Here is a 16,853-nt window from a genome sequence, read left to right as displayed (position 1 = left end):
GAGACACATGAAAATCGTTGCGAATACACACAGGGCAGGTCCCAAACTTGCGCCCTTGGCCCCTTTTCCGTCGACGGATGCCGCCCGCGTTGCGGCGTTGTTGTCAGTGTGCCCGACGGCGAAAGAGACCCCGTTGGTGGATGCGGCAGGCCTCGCCCCGGTTGCGAAGCTTTGGGTCAAGGATGAGCGCGCGCGTATGAATTTGGGCTCGTTCAAGGCCCTCGGCGCGGCCTATGTGATTGCGCGCCACGCTGCCGAAGCCTCTGATACGCCCGGAGCAGAGACATTGGCGGGCTCGACCTACGTGACCGCCAGTGCCGGTAACCACGGGATGAGCGTTGCCGCGGGCGCGCGGATGTTTGGCGCAAAAGCTGTTGTTTATATTGCCGAGACGGTGCCCGAGAGCTTTGCTGCCCGTTTAAAAGGCCAAAGTGCCGACGTGGTTCGCAGTGGGTCCGATTATGCAGCCAGCATGCAAGCCGCAAGCGACGCGGCTGAGGAAAACGGGTGGACCTTGCTATCGGACAGCTCATGGGAAGGGTACTATGATCTGCCGTGGACCCTGATGGAGGGGTATCTGCAAATGGCGTCTGAAGCGGTGGATCAATGCCCCGAACCCCCGACTCATATCTTGTTGCAGGCCGGTGTTGGTGGTCTGGCCGGGGCTGTCGCTGCCTATGCGCGCAAAGCCTGGGGTGAAGCGCCAAAAATAGTCGTGGTCGAACCTGAAGCCGCGCCCGCCCTGCAGGCCAGTATCGAGGCCGGGTCGTGCGTGTTCGCCGATGGGCCGGATAGCATCATGGGGCGTCTGGACTGCAAGGAGCCGTCGTTGATCGCATTGAATGGATTGGCGCGCGATGCCGACCTGTTTCTGACACTTTCGGATGAGGACGTGTCCGAGAAACTGCCTGCCATGACCGCGGCGGGGTTGGAAACAACAGCCTCGGGCGGCGCTGGGCTCGCCGCGGTTCTGAATGACCAGGCACGGACCGAATTGGGAATGACTGAGGCCTCACGTGTGCTGTGCATCCTCTCCGAGACCGCAGAATGAGGGGGTTTGTGCCTTCCGAGTTTGAAGCGCGTACCAAGCGCGCGCAGCATTTGATAGATGCGGCGGGCCTATCTGCGCTTTTGCTGACAACCGAGACGGATGTACGCTATTTTACCGGGTTTCTGACCCGGTTTTGGGAAAGCCCGACCCGCCCGTGGTTCCTCATTGTGCCAGCCGAGGGCAAGCCGATCGCAGTGATCCCGTCGATCGGGGCAGCCCTTATGGCGCAGACATGGATCGATGATATCCGCACGTGGAGTGCGCCTGATCTGAAAGATGACGGTGTCTCCCTGCTATGCGACACGCTGGCGGAAGTGACACCCGAAGAGGGGCGAATTGGGATACCGGATGGGCATGAGACGCACCTCCGCATGCCTTTGGCAGACCTTGAACGTCTGCGCGGCCAGCTTGGAACACGAGCGCTGACAGGCGACAGGGGCATTCTGCGCCAGTTGCGTATGGTCAAATCCCAGGCCGAGATCGCCAAAATCGAAACCGCCTGTAGCATTGCCGGTCGGGCCTTCGCCCGCGTCCCCGAGATCGCCGGAGAGGGAGTGCCGTTGGATGAGGTGTTCCGCCGCTTTCAGATGCTGTGCTTGGAAGAGGGCGCCGATTGGGTGCCCTATCTTGCAGGCGGTGCGGAGCAGGGCGGCTATGCCGATGTGATTTCACCAGCCTTTGGCGTACCGCTGGCGCTGGGCGATGTGTTGATGTTGGACACTGGTTTGGTCTGGGACGGGTATTTCTGTGACTTCGACCGAAACTGGTCAATCGGCCCGCCTCAGCCTGATGTGGCAAACGCCCATGCTAGGTTAATCGAGGCATCGGATGCTGCGTTCGAAATCGCTCGTCCGGGCGCAACCGCAGCGGATTTGTTTCATGCCATGAACGCGGTTCTCACGGCGGATGCAGAGGGTACGGATGCGGGTCGCCTGGGCCATGGTTTGGGAATGTCCCTCACCGAATGGCCGTCCCTGATCCCGTCGGACAACACCGTTCTGGAGCCGGGAATGGTTTTGACACTGGAACCGGGCATCGCCGTTGGGGACAAAATTCTGGTGCATGAGGAAAACATAGTCATCACTGACAGCACCCCACGGTTTATCAGCCCGAGGATCGGGCCGGAGATGATGCAGCTATGACCCATGTCCCTTACACTCTGGACGAAGACGATCCAAACGCCTCGCCGCTTGGGCTGATCGTTTTGCAGGTCGATGAGACGCTAGAGCCTGAATTCGGCGCATATTTCGCGGACCGCAAATATCCCCTTCACGTCACGCGTATTCCCAGCGGGATCGAGGTGACGACCGAAAGCCTTGCCGAGATGGAGAAGGTGCTGCCCGCAGCAGCGCGTTTGCTTCCAAATGCGCGACCCTACAATGTTGTGGGTTATGGCTGTACCTCGGCCAGTTCTGTGATCGGGTCAGAGCGCGTGGCAGAACTGGTCAAACAGACATGCAACACCCGTGAAGTAACGAATCCTATGCGCGCGGCGATTGCCTGCGCCGCCGACCTCGGTGTTTCGAAATTTGCCCTGCTGTCGCCTTACATCGAAGAGGTCAACATACCGCTGCGTACTGCGTTTCAGGCCAGTGGAATAGGCATGGATGTTTTTGCAAGTTTCGGGCAGGCAGAAGAGGCCAAGGTGGCGCGGATATCGACGGAATCCGTGGTCGAGGCGGCCTCCGAATTGGGGGCAGATCCGGCGGTCGAGGCGGTGTTCCTGAGTTGTACCAACCTGCGAACTCTCGACGCGATACCGAAAATCCAAGAGCGGATCGGAAAACCTGTTTTGTCGAGTAATCAATGTCTTGCGTGGCATATGCGGCGCTTAAACGCTGTGCATTGACAGGTAAGTGTGAACTCAATTTTGGCAAAAGCACCATAACTTGTTGCCAAGTACGTATCGCTTGGTCTTAACTGTGGATCACAGATCAATGAAATCCGAAAGCCTCGGGTAATCATTTGACGAAACAGGGGGTCTTGTGACCGGTACAACGAACGACGCCGCGTTTGTCGAATTTCAACGCGTTCAGAAGTCTTATGATGGCGAGAATCTCGTCGTTAAAGATCTCAACCTTGCAATGCCGAAGGGCGAGTTTCTGACAATGCTCGGGCCGTCAGGTTCAGGCAAGACAACTTGCCTTATGATGCTCGCCGGGTTTGAAACCGCTACCCATGGTGAAATCCTGCTGGATGGAAAGCCCATCAACAATATCCCGCCGCACAAACGTGGGATTGGCATGGTGTTTCAGAATTACGCTCTGTTCCCGCACATGACGGTGGCCGAAAACCTTTCGTTTCCTCTGGAAGTTCGCAAGTTGGGCAAGTCCGAGCGCGACGAAAAGGTCAAACGCGCTTTGGACATGGTGCAGATGGGTGCCTTTGGCGGGCGCCGTCCGGCGCAGCTTTCCGGTGGTCAGCAACAACGGATCGCTCTGGCACGGGCCCTGGTGTTCGAGCCGGAACTGGTTTTGATGGACGAGCCGCTGGGCGCGCTGGACAAGCAGCTGCGTGAGCATATGCAGTTCGAAATCACCCGACTGGCGCATGAGCTGGGCATTACCACCGTCTATGTGACCCACGACCAGACCGAGGCGCTGACCATGTCTGACAGGGTCGCGGTGTTCGACGATGGACGCATTCAGCAGCTGGCCCCGCCGGATCAACTCTATGAAGAGCCCGACAATAGCTTCGTTGCGCAGTTCATCGGCGAGAACAACACGCTGGAAGGTGTGGTAAAATCCATCGACGGCGACGGCTGTGTGGTGCAGCTGGATGACGGATCAGAAATTGATGCGGTGCCGATCAATGTGCACAACCCGGGCGAACGGACCAAGGTTTCGATCCGTCCGGAACGTGTCGAATTCAACAAGGATCGTCTGCATGCCGACGCGCATACGCTGAAGGCGACGGTTAAGGAATTCATCTATATGGGCGACGTGTTCCGCTTCCGCATGTCTGTAGCGGGCAATGACGAGTTCATCGTCAAGACACGGAACGCCCCCGATGCCATTCGCCTGCAACCCGGTCAAGAGATCGATATCGGTTGGCTGGCAAAGGATTGTCGTGCGCTTGACGCATAGACCAAGCCGCGCGGCACAAGCGCGGTTACACTGAGGGACCGGCTGGCGAAAACCCGTGCGTCGGCTGACCATACAACAAACGGGAAATACTGGGAGTTTTACATGAAACCAACAAAGACACTGCTGACTGCAGCGGCTCTGGCAACAGCGGCCGGTGGCGTTTCCGCCGAAGAGATGACCATCGTCTCTTGGGGGGGAGCCTATTCCAAATCGCAGCTTAAGGCCTATCACGAGCCCTATTCGGAAAAGACTGGCGTCACCATCCTGAACGATGACAGCTCGGCCGAAGCGGTTGCCAAGCTGCGCGCTATGAATGAAGCCGGGAACATCACCTGGGACGTCGTTGACGTTGTTGCGGCGGACGCGATCCGTCTCTGCGACGAAGGTCTGGCGATGGAAATCGATCCCGACACCATGTTGGCCCCGGCACCTGATGGCACGCCCGCATCCGAAGACTTCGGTGACCTGCTGGTTAGCGACTGCTTTATCCCGCAGATCGTTTACTCGACCACATTCGGCTATCGCACCGACCTGGTTGGTGACACACCGCCGACAGACGTCTGCGCCGTGTTTGATCTGGAAAACTATCCGGGCAAGCGTTCGCTGGAAAAGCGTCCGATCAACAACATGGAATGGGCTCTGATCTGTGACGGCGTTGCCAAGGACGACGTTTATGACGTGCTGGCGACTGCAGAGGGTCAGGATCAGGCTCTAGCCAAGCTCGACACCATCAAGGACAGCGTTGTCTGGTGGTCGGCAGGTGCCGACACGCCCCAGCTGCTGGCTGATGGCGAGGTCATCATGGGCTCGACCTACAACGGTCGTCTGTTCAGCGTGATCGAAGAGCAGAACCAGCCCGTTGCCATGCTGTGGGATGCGCAGGTGTTCGATCTGGACGGTTGGATCATCCCGGCCGGTCTGAGCGAAGAGCGTCAGGCACGCGCACTGGACTACATCATGTTCGCGACCGACACTCAGCGTCTTGCGGATCAGGCCAAGTACATCTCGTACGGTCCGGCCCGTGCCTCGTCGGCTCCGCTGGTGGGTCAGCATGCCGATCTGGGTATCGACATGGCGCCGCACATGCCGACCGATCCGAACAACGCCAAGAACACGTTCCTGTATAACTACGAGTTCTGGGCTGACTACCGCGACGACATCGACGCCAAGTTCCAGGCGTGGTTGGCGCAATAAGCGTCTGATTTCATGACAAAGTCGGGGGCGGCGCGCCGCCCCCGGACCAAAGAAAACCCAAGGGGCACTGATGACTGACGCAAGCCAAAACGCCGGACCTATGCTGGCAGCGGATGGAACGCCGCTCAAGCAATCGCTGGCACGTTCGTTGAGGCGACAAAAGCTGCGGGCGCTGATGCTGGTGGCCCCTCTCCTATTGTTCGTGCTGTTCTCGTTCATCGTGCCGATTGCATCGATGCTTTTCCGGTCGGTGGAAAACAGCATTGTGCAGCAAACCCTGCCCCTGACGGTCGAAGCCTTGCAAAGCTGGGACGAAAACAGTGGCGAACTGCCTGACGAGGCCGTCTATGACGCCTTTGTCCGCGACATGGTCGTGGCGGTCGACAACAAGACACATACCCGACTGGGCTCGCGCCTGAACTACGAAGAGACAGGCATGTCCTCGATGTTCCGCCGCTCGGGTCGGAAAATGGGTAAGCTGGATCCCGAAACAGATGGGCCGTTCAAGGATCAGGTGATCGAAATCCATGAGGGCTGGGGCGAACCGCAGACTTGGGCGGTGATCAAGACTCACTCGCCCGCCGTAACGAATGGCTATTTTCTGAACGCGGTCGATATGCGCCGCACGCCCGAAGGCGCGCAGGCGCAGCCTGAGGACAAGCAGATTCTGATCAAGCTATTTGGGCGCACACTGTTCATGTCGCTGGTGATTACCGCGTCCTGTATCCTGTTGGCCTATCCGGTCAGTTACCTGCTGGCGACCCTACCGATGCGGGTGTCAAACTTACTGATGATCCTTGTTTTGTTACCCTTCTGGACCTCGCTATTGGTGCGAACCTCGGCGTGGAAGGTCATGTTGCAACAACAGGGTGTGATCAACGAAACGCTAGTCTGGCTCGGATTGGTGGCCGATGACGCCCGACTTGTCATCATCAACAACCAGATCGGTACGATCATCGCGATGACGCATATTCTGCTGCCGTTTATGATCCTGCCGATGTACTCGGTGATGCAAACAATACCCGAGTCCTACACACGCGCCGCGAAATCCATGGGCGCGACGAACTGGACGACCTTCTGGCGCATCTATTTCCCGCAATCCATTCCGGGCATCGGTGCGGGATCGATCCTCGTGTTCATTCTGGCCATCGGTTACTACATCACGCCTGAGATCGTCGGCGGCACCAAGGGCGTCTTCATCTCGAACCGGATTGCGTACCACATCTCGTCCTCGCTGAACTGGGGGCTGGCCGCGGCGCTGGGTACGATCCTGCTGGCCGTCGTGCTGTTGCTCTACTGGTGTTACGACAAGATCGTCGGCATTGATAACGTGAAGCTGGGATAATCGACATGGCCGCACTTACTCCGATTTCCCGCAAACCAATGTCCATGGTCCTGCCAAGCGTTGCGCTGGCAGGGGCCTTCGCCGGTGTCTTCGTTGGCGCAGGTAACGGTTCGATCCTTCTGGGCATCATTGGCGGAGCCGCCCTGATCGCGGCACTGGCTTGGATCTACATCACTGTTCTAAAGAATGAGAATCTGGCCCGCTGGATCACCATTTTGGGCTTCGGCATCGCCGGGTTTCTGATTTCGGGTCCCATGGGCGGCGTTCTGGGCCTGCTGGGCGGCTGGTTCTTCGCATGGTTCATCTACTGGCTATATGAGGGCCGTTATCGCCGTAAATTACTGCCGTATCTGACTGCGAAGCAGGTGTTCTATCACTACCTGTTCCGAGTGATCTGCGGTGCAATCTTCGTCTTCCTGATCACGCCCATCCTTGTGGTTCTGCCACTATCGTTCAACGCGCAGGACTTCTTTACCTTCACGCCCGAGATGTTGCGACTGGACCCCGAGGGGTATTCGCTGAAGCATTACCGCGACTTCTTCACCAACAATGAATGGCAGCGCAGCTTCAAGAACTCACTGATCATCGCGCCAATTGCCACGGTGATCTCTGTCTCGCTTGGCACGCTCGCGGCCATCGGCCTGAGCCAGAGCCATGTTCCCGGCCGCCGTGCCATCATGGGTATCCTGATCTCACCCATGATCGTGCCACTGATCATCTCGGCCACTGGCATGTTCTTTTTCTACAGCGATATCGGCCGCTTCATGGAAGGCACGCTGGGTATGAACAAGAACTTCGTGGGCTATGTGAAGGTCATCCTCGCGCACGCGGTTCTAGGCATCCCGTTCGTCATCATCACCGTGACCGCCACGCTGGTCGGCTTTGACCGCTCGCTGACGCGAGCGGCGGCGAATATGGGCGCAGGGCCGGTGCGGACCTTCTTCAAGATCCAGATGCCGCTGATCCTGCCGGGCGTGATCTCAGGTGGTTTGTTTGCCTTCATCACCTCGTTTGATGAGGTGGTCGTTGTGCTGTTTGTCGGCTCGGCCAGCCAGAAGACACTGCCATGGCAGATGTTCACCGGCTTGCGCGAACAGATCAGCCCGACCATTCTGGCGGTGGCGACGATCCTTGTGGTGATCTCGATCGCGCTGCTGACCACGGTCGAATTGCTACGCCGCCGGTCCGAGCGTCTGCGGGGGCTTTCCCCCGCTTGACGCAAGCGCGCGCCTGATCTAACGATTCACCTGTTCATCCCAGCCGCGATGGCGTCGCGGGCGCACTGGGATGATCGGCTCTCGGACCCCGAGACCGCCTGTCCTGAACGCCGGGACAAGTGGCCGGGTTTGCCGCCCGGCAAAGATGAGAGACCTGAAAATGACAAATCGCCCCGAATTCTTCACCTGCCACAATGGCGACAAGGCGCCCCTGCCGTTCAGCAAAGGCGAATACGATCGCCGTCTGGGCAAACTGCGCGCCATTATGGCTGCGCGGGATATTCCCGTAGTTCTTCTGACGTCGATGCAGAACATCGCCTATTACTCGGGCTTTCTGTACTGCGCCTTTGGCCGGCCCTATGGCTGCGTGGTTACGCAGGACGCCTGCACCACGGTTTCGGCCAATATCGACGCAGGCCAGCCGTGGCGCCGCTCGGCCGAAGACAACGTGATCTACACCGATTGGAAGCGTGACAATTACTGGCGCGCGGTGGCCAGCCTGATCGGCGGCGCGAAACGGATCGGGATCGAGAGCGATCACATGACTCTGGCCGCGCGCGATACTGCTTTGGCGATGCTGGGCCAGCCTGAACTGATCGACATCGCGCCCGACACCATGGCGGCCCGTATGGTGAAATCCGCCGAAGAGATCGAACTGATCAAAGGCGGTGCCCGCACCGCTGACGTGGGCGGAGCGGCCATCCACGCCGCCATCCGCGAAGGCGCAACCGAGATCGAGATCGCCATGGCCGGCCGCGACGCGATGGAGGCGGAGATCGCCCGTGCTTATCCCGACGCAGAATACCGCGACACTTGGGTCTGGTTCCAGTCCGGCCTCAACACCGATGGCGCGCATAACCCGGTCACCAGACGGGCGCTGCAAAAGGGCGATATCCTGTCGCTGAACACCTTCCCGATGATTTCGGGTTACTACACGGCTCTGGAGCGCACCCTGTTTCTAGGCGAACCCGACGCCGAAAGCTTGCGCATCTGGAAGGCCAACGTCGCCGCGCATGAGCTTGGCCTGAGCCTGATCAAACCCGGCGCGACCTGTTCTGGCATCACCGCCGAGATCAACCGTTTCTTTGAAAATGAGGGTCTGCTGCAATACCGTTCCTTTGGTTATGGCCACTCCTTCGGTGTGCTCAGCCACTACTACGGGCGCGAGGCTGGTCTGGAACTGCGTGAGGATATCGACACCGCACTGGAACCCGGCATGGTCGTGTCCATCGAACCGATGCTGTGGATCCCCGAAGGCCAGCCGGGAGCCGGAGGCTACCGTGAGCATGACATTCTTGTGGTCGAAAAAGACGGGGCCGAGAACATCACCGGTTTCCCCTACGGTCCTGGCCACAACATCATCGACGCGTGATACCAAGGGGGTGGGGCGTGTGCCTCACCCTTTGCCGCAAACACACAGAGTGCAGTCTAGGCCTGATAAAACGGATCCAGCTTGGCCTTGGCTTTTTCGTTCACGATTGGGATATAATTCAAGCGTCCGCTGGCAGATTGTGGAATGGCCTGCTCGAGAGCCTGAAGGTCCCGCACTGCCAAAACGACGGCATCGCCGGTTTCTCCGCCAAAACCCGCGATCTCTTCTTCTGTGAAACCGATCAGTTGAACGACGTCTTTGGCCAGAAACATTTTGACCTCAACAGATTGCGATAGCTTGAGAATTTCGTCCTTCAGCCGTTGGGCTGTCTGCGCAGGCATGGTAACGACGGCCATATTCGGTCCTGATTGATTGGGGTACGCTGTATTTGATCACACTACAGGAAAAAGATACTAGGGTTGTCAATTTAAGGATGCATTAATACGCATGAGATAGAATATCGTTATTCTATGCAGTTTAAGCGGTTTGGGAGACGCAGTAGTGCCATTCCTATTTGATTGGTCAACTCTGGGCAGTGCGAACAGTTCGACCGTGCTGACAGACGGTTCGAACTCGTCGACGCTAACCGTGGCCTCTGATCCAGGGGTATTCTTCAATGGGTTTCTTGGTGGAAACCTGTTTGTTTCGGGCATCCCGGGCCCTGCGACATCAGAGGTGACGTTTTCAACCGCTGTTAAAAACGTGACGTTCGAAATTCTGGATCTGGACAGCAACGAATTCTCTTTCGACGATAGAGTGACGGTTCTGGCGTTTGATGTGAACGATAATCCGGTCCCGGTTGTTTTCTCCAACCTCAGCCCATTTCACGTCCAGACCGGCAACACGGTCGAAGCCAACGGGAATGTCTCTCCGGGTGTCGAAGGACCGGGCGCGCCAGATTCGCTGACCGTTTCAATTGCAGGCCCGGTGTCCCGGATTGAGGTCATCTTTGAAGGGGGTCTGTCTTCGGGTGCCAATACCGGTGCAATCGGCTTTGGTGATATCTCCGGCGATATTCTGTGTTTGTGCGCGGGAACCATGATTGAAACGCCGAACGGCCCAACCGCTGTTGAAGATTTGTCCGTGGGGGATGTCGTTCTGACCAAGGGAAATGGCCCGCAGCGGTTGCGGTGGGTTGGTTCCAAGACAGTGGACTTTGCGGCCCAAGGTGTAGCTGCGGAAAAACTACGACCTGTCCGTATCTCTGCCGGCGCGCTTGGGCAGGGGCTTCCGGCAAAAGACCTGCTGGTGTCCAGACAACACCGCATGTTGGTGTCTTCCAAAGTGTCCGAGCGTATGTTCGGCAGTCCCGATGTCCTTGTGTCGGCAATAAAGCTGGCCGCGTTACCTGGGATCTACGTGGATGAAGACATAACCGAGGTCGTCTATTTCCACCTTCTCTTCGATCAACACGAGGTCATTTTCGCCGATGGTGCTCCTTCGGAGAGTTTGTTTACAGGCCCCGAAGCAATCAAGACAATATCGGAAGAGGCCCGAGAAGAAATCTTTATCCTCTTCCCGGAAGTGCAACGTCAGGGCTACGCCCCGGAAACGGCATATCCTGTACCAGCCGGTCGCTTGCAGAAGAAATTCGTCGAGCGGCATCTCAAGAACGGAAAGCTGGTTCTCGAGGACGCGTCTACGCCATCGAACCGCCTGCATTAATTGTCCACAACTCGGTCATTTCGCTATTCGTTTCGAAAGTCCGATTTGGTGTAGTCTTCAACCTCCGCGATTGGCCTAGGCCCAGGCGCATTTTAGCTGGAAATTGCCTCGGAAAATGCGGTCAGGCGATCGCTCAGATCGCTCTGCCCATCGGCGCCGATGATCATGTAGCCATAGCCATCTTCCGCCCAAGTGGCCGTTGCCAGCCCGCTGAGAACGGCAAGGTTCACATCCTTGTCCGGTGCCCCTGGCCCTTGACGGATCACGCAAAAGGCAAAGGGCCGCCCCTGATCATCCGCAAAGACGACCTGAACCAGTGGCTTTCCCTTGAAAGACAGAACCTGAGCGCGTTTCAGCTCTGCACCCGGCAAGGCGCTCAGGGCTTCGCGATTCAGTGATCGGCCTAGCGTGGCTTCGGCCTGAGCAAACTGGGCCTCAAGCGCCTCGGGAGCGGTGTCCAGAGTGGCAATTGTTTCAGGTACATAGAGCGATTGGTAGATCGCCGCCTGCTGCGCCCAGCCCAACGGCGCGGGTCGTGTCGCCCACAACGTCGCTGAAACCGCCACAATCGCGACCGAGGCCGCGACGGCCAGCAATCGAAAAGGTTGAGACGCGGGTTGAGACGTCGCGCGGTCCGGCAAGGTGATCTGAGGCACATCCTGCGGAACATCCTTGAAGACCGAATGCACAACGGGTGCAAACGGATCAAGCGCCATCAGGCGCTGTTCCAGTTCTGGATCGGCTTCGACCGCGCTCTCGATCTCTTGCGCGTCGGTCTCGTCCAGATTTCCATTCAGATACGCCAGCAGCGTTTCATCGGAAAACGTCATTTGCCACCCCGTCGAACGGCGTCCGCAGCCTCGTGCTGCATCACGGTTTTCAGTTTCTGCCGAGCCGTAGATAGTCGGCTCATGATTGTTCCAATCGGCACCTCAAGCAAGGCTGCTGCCTCGCGATAGCTATACCCTTCCACGAAGACAAGCATCACGGTCTCGCGCTGTGCTTCTGGCAGCTGCATCACTTGAGTAAACACTTCAGCCGCGAAAATATTCGTTTCTGAATCCGGTCCTGTTGCAATTAATTCAGTTTCGGGGGTCACAGACAGGGCCTGCGCCTTGCGAACGGATCGCGCGCGTACTTCATTCAGCCAGATCGAACGGCAGATCGTCATCAGCCAGCTGTCCAGCCTGTCGTGGGATGTCACCTGATGGTGACGCTCTAGCGCGCGCAGGCATGTGGATTGCAAAAGGTCGTCGGCCACATCCGAGGTGCCCGACAGGGCAAGCCCGAACCGCCACACGCGTTTCGAATGCGTCTGGATCGCGCCGCGCACGGCCTGTTCCGAGCTGATTTCACCACTCATCGAATAAATCGTGACCTGTGTGTGTTTGTCTTTCACGGACCGGGCCCGCGGGGTCAGAAATTACATAACCTGAGGAGAAATGAAATGAAACTTCTGTTGAAAGCAGTCACGATTGCGTCTGCAATTGTTGCAACCCCGGCCCTGTCGGAAAGTTGGACTCTGTCCTCGGATGCCTCGCACCTGGCTTATGGAACGATCAAGAAAGAAACAGTGGGCGAGGTCAATTCCTTCACCGGGCTGAGCGGTCATGTCAGCCCCGATGGCAAGGCTGAGATCGAGATTGATCTGTCGTCGGTGGAGACAAATATCGACATTCGCAACGAACGGATGATCGAATACGTGTTCCGCAAGGCAGGCACCGCCGCCTTGACCGCTGAATTCGACATGGATGAGGTCTCAGGCCTTGCTGTGGGCGCATCGTCGATCATCGATGTCGAGGTCGCGTTGTCTCTGGTTGGGACCGAGATCGAGTTCGACGCCGAGATGTTCGTGGTGCGACTGACCGAGACGTCGGTGATGGTTTCCACCAATGATATGGTCTTTATCAGCACCGAGGATGCAGGCGTGGATGCAGGCGTCGACAAGCTGATGGAACTGGCCGACCTACCAGGCATCACGCGGACCGTACCGATCACCGCGCGGCTTGTGTTTACCATGGATGAAAACAAGGCCAAAGCCGCGCCCGCCGCTCCGGTTGCAATCGCTGCAGTGGACGGGGATCTCAAAGCGGGCAAGAAGGTCTTTCGCAAGTGCAAAGCCTGCCATCAGTTGAAAGAAGGCCGCAATGGCGTAGGGCCCTCGCTGTTCAATGTGGTGGGAGCATCTGCGGGGCAGGTGGATGGGTTCAAATATTCCGGCCCGCTTGCCAATACCGATCTTGTCTGGACGCCAGAAAATCTGGCGGCGTTTCTGACCGACCCCAAAGGGTTTCTGCCCGGCAATAAAATGCAGTTCCCCGGCCTGAAGAAAGAGGCCGATATCACCAATGTCATCGCCTACATAGAGGATGAGGCACAGGGCTAAGGGAAATCAGAGGGAGTGTGGCAGGCCCTGCCACACCCGTTGATATACGTTAAACGCAACGCCTATTGAATGAATTGTTCTGCAACGACCTCGCCAAACTTGTCGAAGAACTTGCCGGATAGCTTTTTGGCCGTCCCTGCAATCAGGCGGCTGCCCAATTGCGCGATCTTGCCGCCGATCGTGACCTTGGCGGTGTAGGACAGAACCGTCTCATCTCCGTCAGTAGTCAGGGATACATCCGCGCCGCCCTTGGCGAAGCCAGCCGCTCCGCCTTTGCCTTCGCCGGACAGCGAAAACGCATCTGGCGCCTGTGAGTTGTCCAGCGTCACTTCACCGTTGAAGCGGGCCTTGACCGGGCCGATTTTCAGGACGACTTTGGCCTCGAGTTGTTCGGGCGAATGCTGGATCAACTCTTCGCAGCCCGGAATACACTCGCGCAGCACATCGGGATCGTTGAGTGCGCGGTAAACGACGTCCTTTGGGGCCGCGATGCGTATTTCGTCAGTGAGTTCCATCTGGGGGGTCCTTTTTCAACAACATTTCGGAAAGACACGGAGGGCTTTTTCGGTCGCCTCCTCCGCGGTCAACTCGGGCTGCGCCGCCTTGAAAGCGTGCAGCCAGTTAAGCCATTTTCTCATCATGGGATGTCTCCTGGGATTTGTCAGAATTGCGCCACATGATGATTTCAGCCAAAATCGAAAGCGCGATTTCATGCGGGTCGATGGCGTGGATATCCAACCCGGCGGGCGATTTCAGTCGCTTGGTCTGCTCTGTGCTCAGCCCTTGTGTTTCTAGTTTGGCACACAGCACTTCGGCCTTGCGGCGGCTTGCAACCATCGACACGCGGCGCGCGGGTGACTGCAGTGCAGCTTTCAATGCCGCTCCGTCGCCTTTGCCTTGTGACGCCACCACAACAAAATCACGCGCTTCAACGCCCAAAGCGTTCAGATCGTCGGGATCAAAGGGGGTGTATTTCACCGTGTTTTCAGCACCTTCGGGCAAACACACGCGCAACCCAGCCAGTGCCGCGTGGGACGCCAACGCCTGCGCGATCGGAGAGTCTCCGAAAATGATCAAGCGCGGAGCGTGTTGATAGGGTTCGATCAGCATATCCACTGTCCCTCCGGATGGGCACCCGCTTTTGTAGGTCTGAACACCGTCCGGGTCGGCCATCGACACAACCTTGTCCGAGGGTTTGACGCGGATCATTTTCGGCTCACCCGACACCAGCGCCTCTTGCGCTGCGGCGCGTACGGCCCGTTGTACGCAGGCACCCCCCAGATGGCCTAGAACCGTACCGTCGCGGGTGATGGCCGCCTTGCCTCCGGCCTTGGCCGAGGTCGCATCGGCGGTGCGCAGAACTGTCGCTACACAAAAGGCATCGCCGGTGCGGCGCAGTTCTTCAATCGTGTCGAAAATGTCGAAATCTGCCATCGGTATGTCCTTTCACAGTTTTCTGAATTCAGGTTCCAGCGCCGCAAGCGCCTCAAGCGTATTTGCGGGCAGATGGGCGTCCAGATGGGGTTCTGCGGCCTGCATGGCAGCGGCAACGGGTTGGTAATTTTGCCAGCCTTTCAGCGGGTTCAGCCAGACGACCCGGCGCGCTTTGCGTTGAATCCGTTCCAGAACCTGCCCCAAGGCCTGCGGAGCCGTGCTGCAATAGCCATCCGACAAGATCAGCACGATCGTCCGTCCGTTCAGCGCCCGCGCGCCGTAGCCGTCCAGAAAGCTTTCGAGACTGCCAGAGATGTCGGTCCCGCCGCCAAACCCCTCGGCCATCAGTGAAAGCCGCCCGGCGGCGCGGATTGAGTCGTGATCGCGCAGCGCGTCCGTCACGCGCATCAGACGGGTGTGGAACAGATAGGCGTCGGCTTCAGTTCCGCTGCCGATCAGGCCCTTGAGAAACGCCAGGAAAACGCGGGAATATACGGTCATCGACCCACTGACATCGCATAGCGCAACGATCCGCATCGGTCGCGGCGGTCGCGCACGGCGATAGAGGTCCATCGGCTCTCCACCCCGCGCCAGACTGGCCCGTTGTATCCGTCGCATGTCCAACGTCCGACCACGCTGCGCCTGTTTATGTCGACGCGAGCGGCGGTCGCGGATCGCCCGGGCCAGCTGGGTTGCGGCCCGTTCGGCCTGTCTCAGCGACTCGTCATCCATCAATTCACGCAGATCCCGGCGCGACAGGTTGGCCGTTCGGGTCGCAATCAGCTTCCCATCCATCCCTTCGGCCTCCCCGTCGCCCGGATCAGGAGTGGCGGCTGCCTGATCTCTATCCGTTTGCGGATCCTGTTCGTCTTGTGTTTGCTGCTGCCAGATCTTCGGTTTCGCCGACTGCACCCGTACATGAGCGGTCTGCGCTGTCCCACTGCGCTGCTTGCCGACATTGAACCAGTAGGCGTCGAACAGCTCATCAAAGCGTCGCCAATCCTCGGCGCTGCCTGTCAGCAACACGCACAAGGCCTGCCTGGCCTGTGTCGCATCGGTTGCTTCGACCGCCGCCAAGGCGGCCAGCGCGTCACAGGTTTCGGCGGGACCCACGCGCAATCCGTTCATCCTAAGATGGGCCATGAAGCCGCTCATGCGGTCCGACAAGCTTGCCGCGCGGGAAGGGAACCGGGTGACCTGCATCACGCAACCTTCCCGATCAAGCGATCCAGAACCTCAGGCGGGGCAGCATCATAGTCGGCGGCCGTTTTCAGCAGACACACCAGTGTCGCCTGCACTTCGCCCCGAGACTGGGCCATGTCGTTCACACCTAGCCCAGACAGGGCGGCGGCCCAGTCCAGCATTTCGGCAATGCCTGGCGTTTTCTCGAGGTCTTCCTTGCGCATGGCCTGAACAACCCCGACGATCTGACGTGCCAACAACCCTTCAACAGAGGGCATACGCGCCTTCAGAATGGCCATCTCTGTCTCGCGCGAAGGATAGCCGAGATAGCTATACAAACACCGCCGCCGCAATGCGTCGGAAAGGTCCCGCGTGCCATTGGCCGTCAGGATCACAATCGGGCGGGAGCGCGCCTTGATCGTCCCAAGCTCCGGGATCGTGATCTGAAAATCTGACAATATTTCAAGAAGGTAGGCCTCGAACTCCTCATCCGCACGGTCTATTTCATCAATGAGAAGGACCGGAGAGTCCTCTTCACTGATCGCCTCCAAAAGGGGCCGTTTCAGAAGGTAATCATCCGAGAACAACTGCGCTTCGCTTGTGCCACCTTGGGCTTCGCTCGCGCGGATGGCCAGCAATTGGCGCTGATAGTTCCATTCGTAAATGGCGTGGCTGGCATCCAGCCCCTCATAACACTGCAAGCGGATCAAGCGCGCGTCGTGTTGGGCAGCCAGAGCCTTCGCGACTTCGGTTTTGCCAACGCCTGCCGGACCTTCCAGCAGCAAGGGCCGCCCCAAAGCCTGCGCCAGATGCAGCGCCATCGCCAACCGATCATCGGCAACATAGCCCTGCGCGGCCAATCCGTTCTGCACGTCACTCAAAGTCAAAACCAGGATCCATTCTTCATCTGGCTAAAAATAT

General features: G+C 58.3%; 17 protein-coding genes. 10 read left to right on the top strand and 7 right to left on the bottom strand.

From position 1 onward, the window contains the following. Positions 1-7: 7 nt before the first annotated feature. From ACR0IP_RS13865 to ACR0IP_RS13830, 8 genes are all read left to right on the top strand, one after another. Positions 8-1,051, top strand: coding sequence for a pyridoxal-phosphate dependent enzyme (locus ACR0IP_RS13865; RefSeq protein WP_480526168.1), 1,044 nt, complete (start codon positions 8-10; stop codon positions 1,049-1,051). Next, positions 1,048-2,193: a M24 family metallopeptidase gene (locus ACR0IP_RS13860; RefSeq protein WP_480526166.1), complete on the top strand. Its 1,146-nt coding sequence runs from the start codon at positions 1,048-1,050 to the stop codon at positions 2,191-2,193. The genes ACR0IP_RS13865 and ACR0IP_RS13860 overlap by 4 nt, the downstream gene beginning before the upstream one ends. Further along, positions 2,190-2,900, top strand: a complete 711-nt coding sequence (locus ACR0IP_RS13855; RefSeq protein ID WP_480526164.1) for a maleate cis-trans isomerase family protein — start codon at positions 2,190-2,192, stop codon at positions 2,898-2,900. Before ACR0IP_RS13860 ends, ACR0IP_RS13855 begins: the two co-directional genes overlap by 4 nt. A gap of 136 nt (positions 2,901-3,036) precedes the next feature. After that, positions 3,037-4,137, top strand: coding sequence for an ABC transporter ATP-binding protein (locus ACR0IP_RS13850; protein WP_170556042.1), 1,101 nt, complete (start codon positions 3,037-3,039; stop codon positions 4,135-4,137). A 102-nt stretch (positions 4,138-4,239) separates the two neighbouring features. Continuing rightward, entirely contained in the window at positions 4,240-5,331 is a 1,092-nt protein-coding gene (locus ACR0IP_RS13845) for an extracellular solute-binding protein (protein WP_170380379.1), read from the top strand. Positions 5,332-5,401: 70 nt separating this feature from the next. Continuing rightward, a complete protein-coding gene (locus tag ACR0IP_RS13840) occupies positions 5,402-6,676 on the top strand; it encodes an ABC transporter permease (protein WP_170556043.1) in 1,275 nt (424 codons plus the stop codon). 5 nt (positions 6,677-6,681) lie between these two features. Next, positions 6,682-7,893, top strand: coding sequence for an ABC transporter permease (locus tag ACR0IP_RS13835; protein WP_480526162.1), 1,212 nt, complete (start codon positions 6,682-6,684; stop codon positions 7,891-7,893). A gap of 160 nt (positions 7,894-8,053) precedes the next feature. Next, positions 8,054-9,265 carry an aminopeptidase P family protein gene (locus ACR0IP_RS13830; protein ID WP_480526160.1) on the top strand — a complete coding sequence of 404 codons (1,212 nt, stop codon included), beginning with the start codon at positions 8,054-8,056 and terminating at the stop codon, positions 9,263-9,265. A 56-nt stretch (positions 9,266-9,321) separates the two neighbouring features. Here ACR0IP_RS13830 and ACR0IP_RS13825 read toward each other — a convergent pair whose 3' ends face one another. Further along, positions 9,322-9,621 carry a hypothetical protein gene (locus tag ACR0IP_RS13825; RefSeq protein WP_170380383.1) on the bottom strand — a complete coding sequence of 100 codons (300 nt, stop codon included), beginning with the start codon at positions 9,619-9,621 and terminating at the stop codon, positions 9,322-9,324. Positions 9,622-9,766: 145 nt separating this feature from the next. Between ACR0IP_RS13825 and ACR0IP_RS13820 the strand changes: the two genes are divergently transcribed. Then, positions 9,767-10,930, top strand: coding sequence for a Hint domain-containing protein (locus ACR0IP_RS13820; RefSeq protein ID WP_480526157.1), 1,164 nt, complete (start codon positions 9,767-9,769; stop codon positions 10,928-10,930). A gap of 92 nt (positions 10,931-11,022) precedes the next feature. Here the strand turns inward: ACR0IP_RS13820 and ACR0IP_RS13815 are convergent, their stop codons facing one another. Together ACR0IP_RS13815 and ACR0IP_RS13810 are read right to left on the bottom strand one after the other, a co-directional pair. Then, the gene (locus ACR0IP_RS13815) at positions 11,023-11,760 is read right to left on the bottom strand and encodes an anti-sigma factor (protein WP_170692719.1); all 738 of its coding nucleotides are present in this window, start codon (positions 11,758-11,760) and stop codon (positions 11,023-11,025) included. Continuing rightward, positions 11,757-12,329 (bottom strand): RNA polymerase sigma factor, encoded by a 573-nt coding sequence (locus tag ACR0IP_RS13810; RefSeq protein WP_425084598.1) that lies wholly within the window; start codon positions 12,327-12,329, stop codon positions 11,757-11,759. The genes ACR0IP_RS13815 and ACR0IP_RS13810 overlap by 4 nt, the downstream gene beginning before the upstream one ends. A gap of 48 nt (positions 12,330-12,377) precedes the next feature. Between ACR0IP_RS13810 and ACR0IP_RS13805 the strand changes: the two genes are divergently transcribed. After that, complete coding sequence (locus ACR0IP_RS13805) at positions 12,378-13,316, top strand: c-type cytochrome (protein ID WP_425084597.1); 939 nt, start codon at positions 12,378-12,380, stop codon at positions 13,314-13,316. A 62-nt stretch (positions 13,317-13,378) separates the two neighbouring features. Here ACR0IP_RS13805 and ACR0IP_RS13800 read toward each other — a convergent pair whose 3' ends face one another. The 4 genes from ACR0IP_RS13800 to ACR0IP_RS13785 form a co-directional block, all read right to left on the bottom strand. Then, on the bottom strand, positions 13,379-13,831 hold the full coding sequence (locus ACR0IP_RS13800) for an SRPBCC family protein (RefSeq protein ID WP_425084596.1): 453 nt from the start codon (positions 13,829-13,831) through the stop codon (positions 13,379-13,381). A 106-nt stretch (positions 13,832-13,937) separates the two neighbouring features. Next, positions 13,938-14,750, bottom strand: coding sequence for an XdhC family protein (locus ACR0IP_RS13795; protein ID WP_480526154.1), 813 nt, complete (start codon positions 14,748-14,750; stop codon positions 13,938-13,940). Between the two features lie 12 nt (positions 14,751-14,762). Continuing rightward, entirely contained in the window at positions 14,763-15,953 is a 1,191-nt protein-coding gene (locus ACR0IP_RS13790; RefSeq protein ID WP_480526153.1) for a vWA domain-containing protein, read from the bottom strand. After that, on the bottom strand, positions 15,953-16,819 hold the full coding sequence (locus ACR0IP_RS13785; RefSeq protein ID WP_480526150.1) for an AAA family ATPase: 867 nt from the start codon (positions 16,817-16,819) through the stop codon (positions 15,953-15,955). The genes ACR0IP_RS13790 and ACR0IP_RS13785 overlap by 1 nt, the downstream gene beginning before the upstream one ends. Between the last annotated feature and the right edge of the window lie 34 nt (positions 16,820-16,853).

The sequence above is a fragment of the Ruegeria sp. AL11 genome (assembly GCF_056540865.1).
Note: the sequence above shows the minus strand (reverse complement) of the source record. Positions and strands in the feature narration are given on the sequence as shown.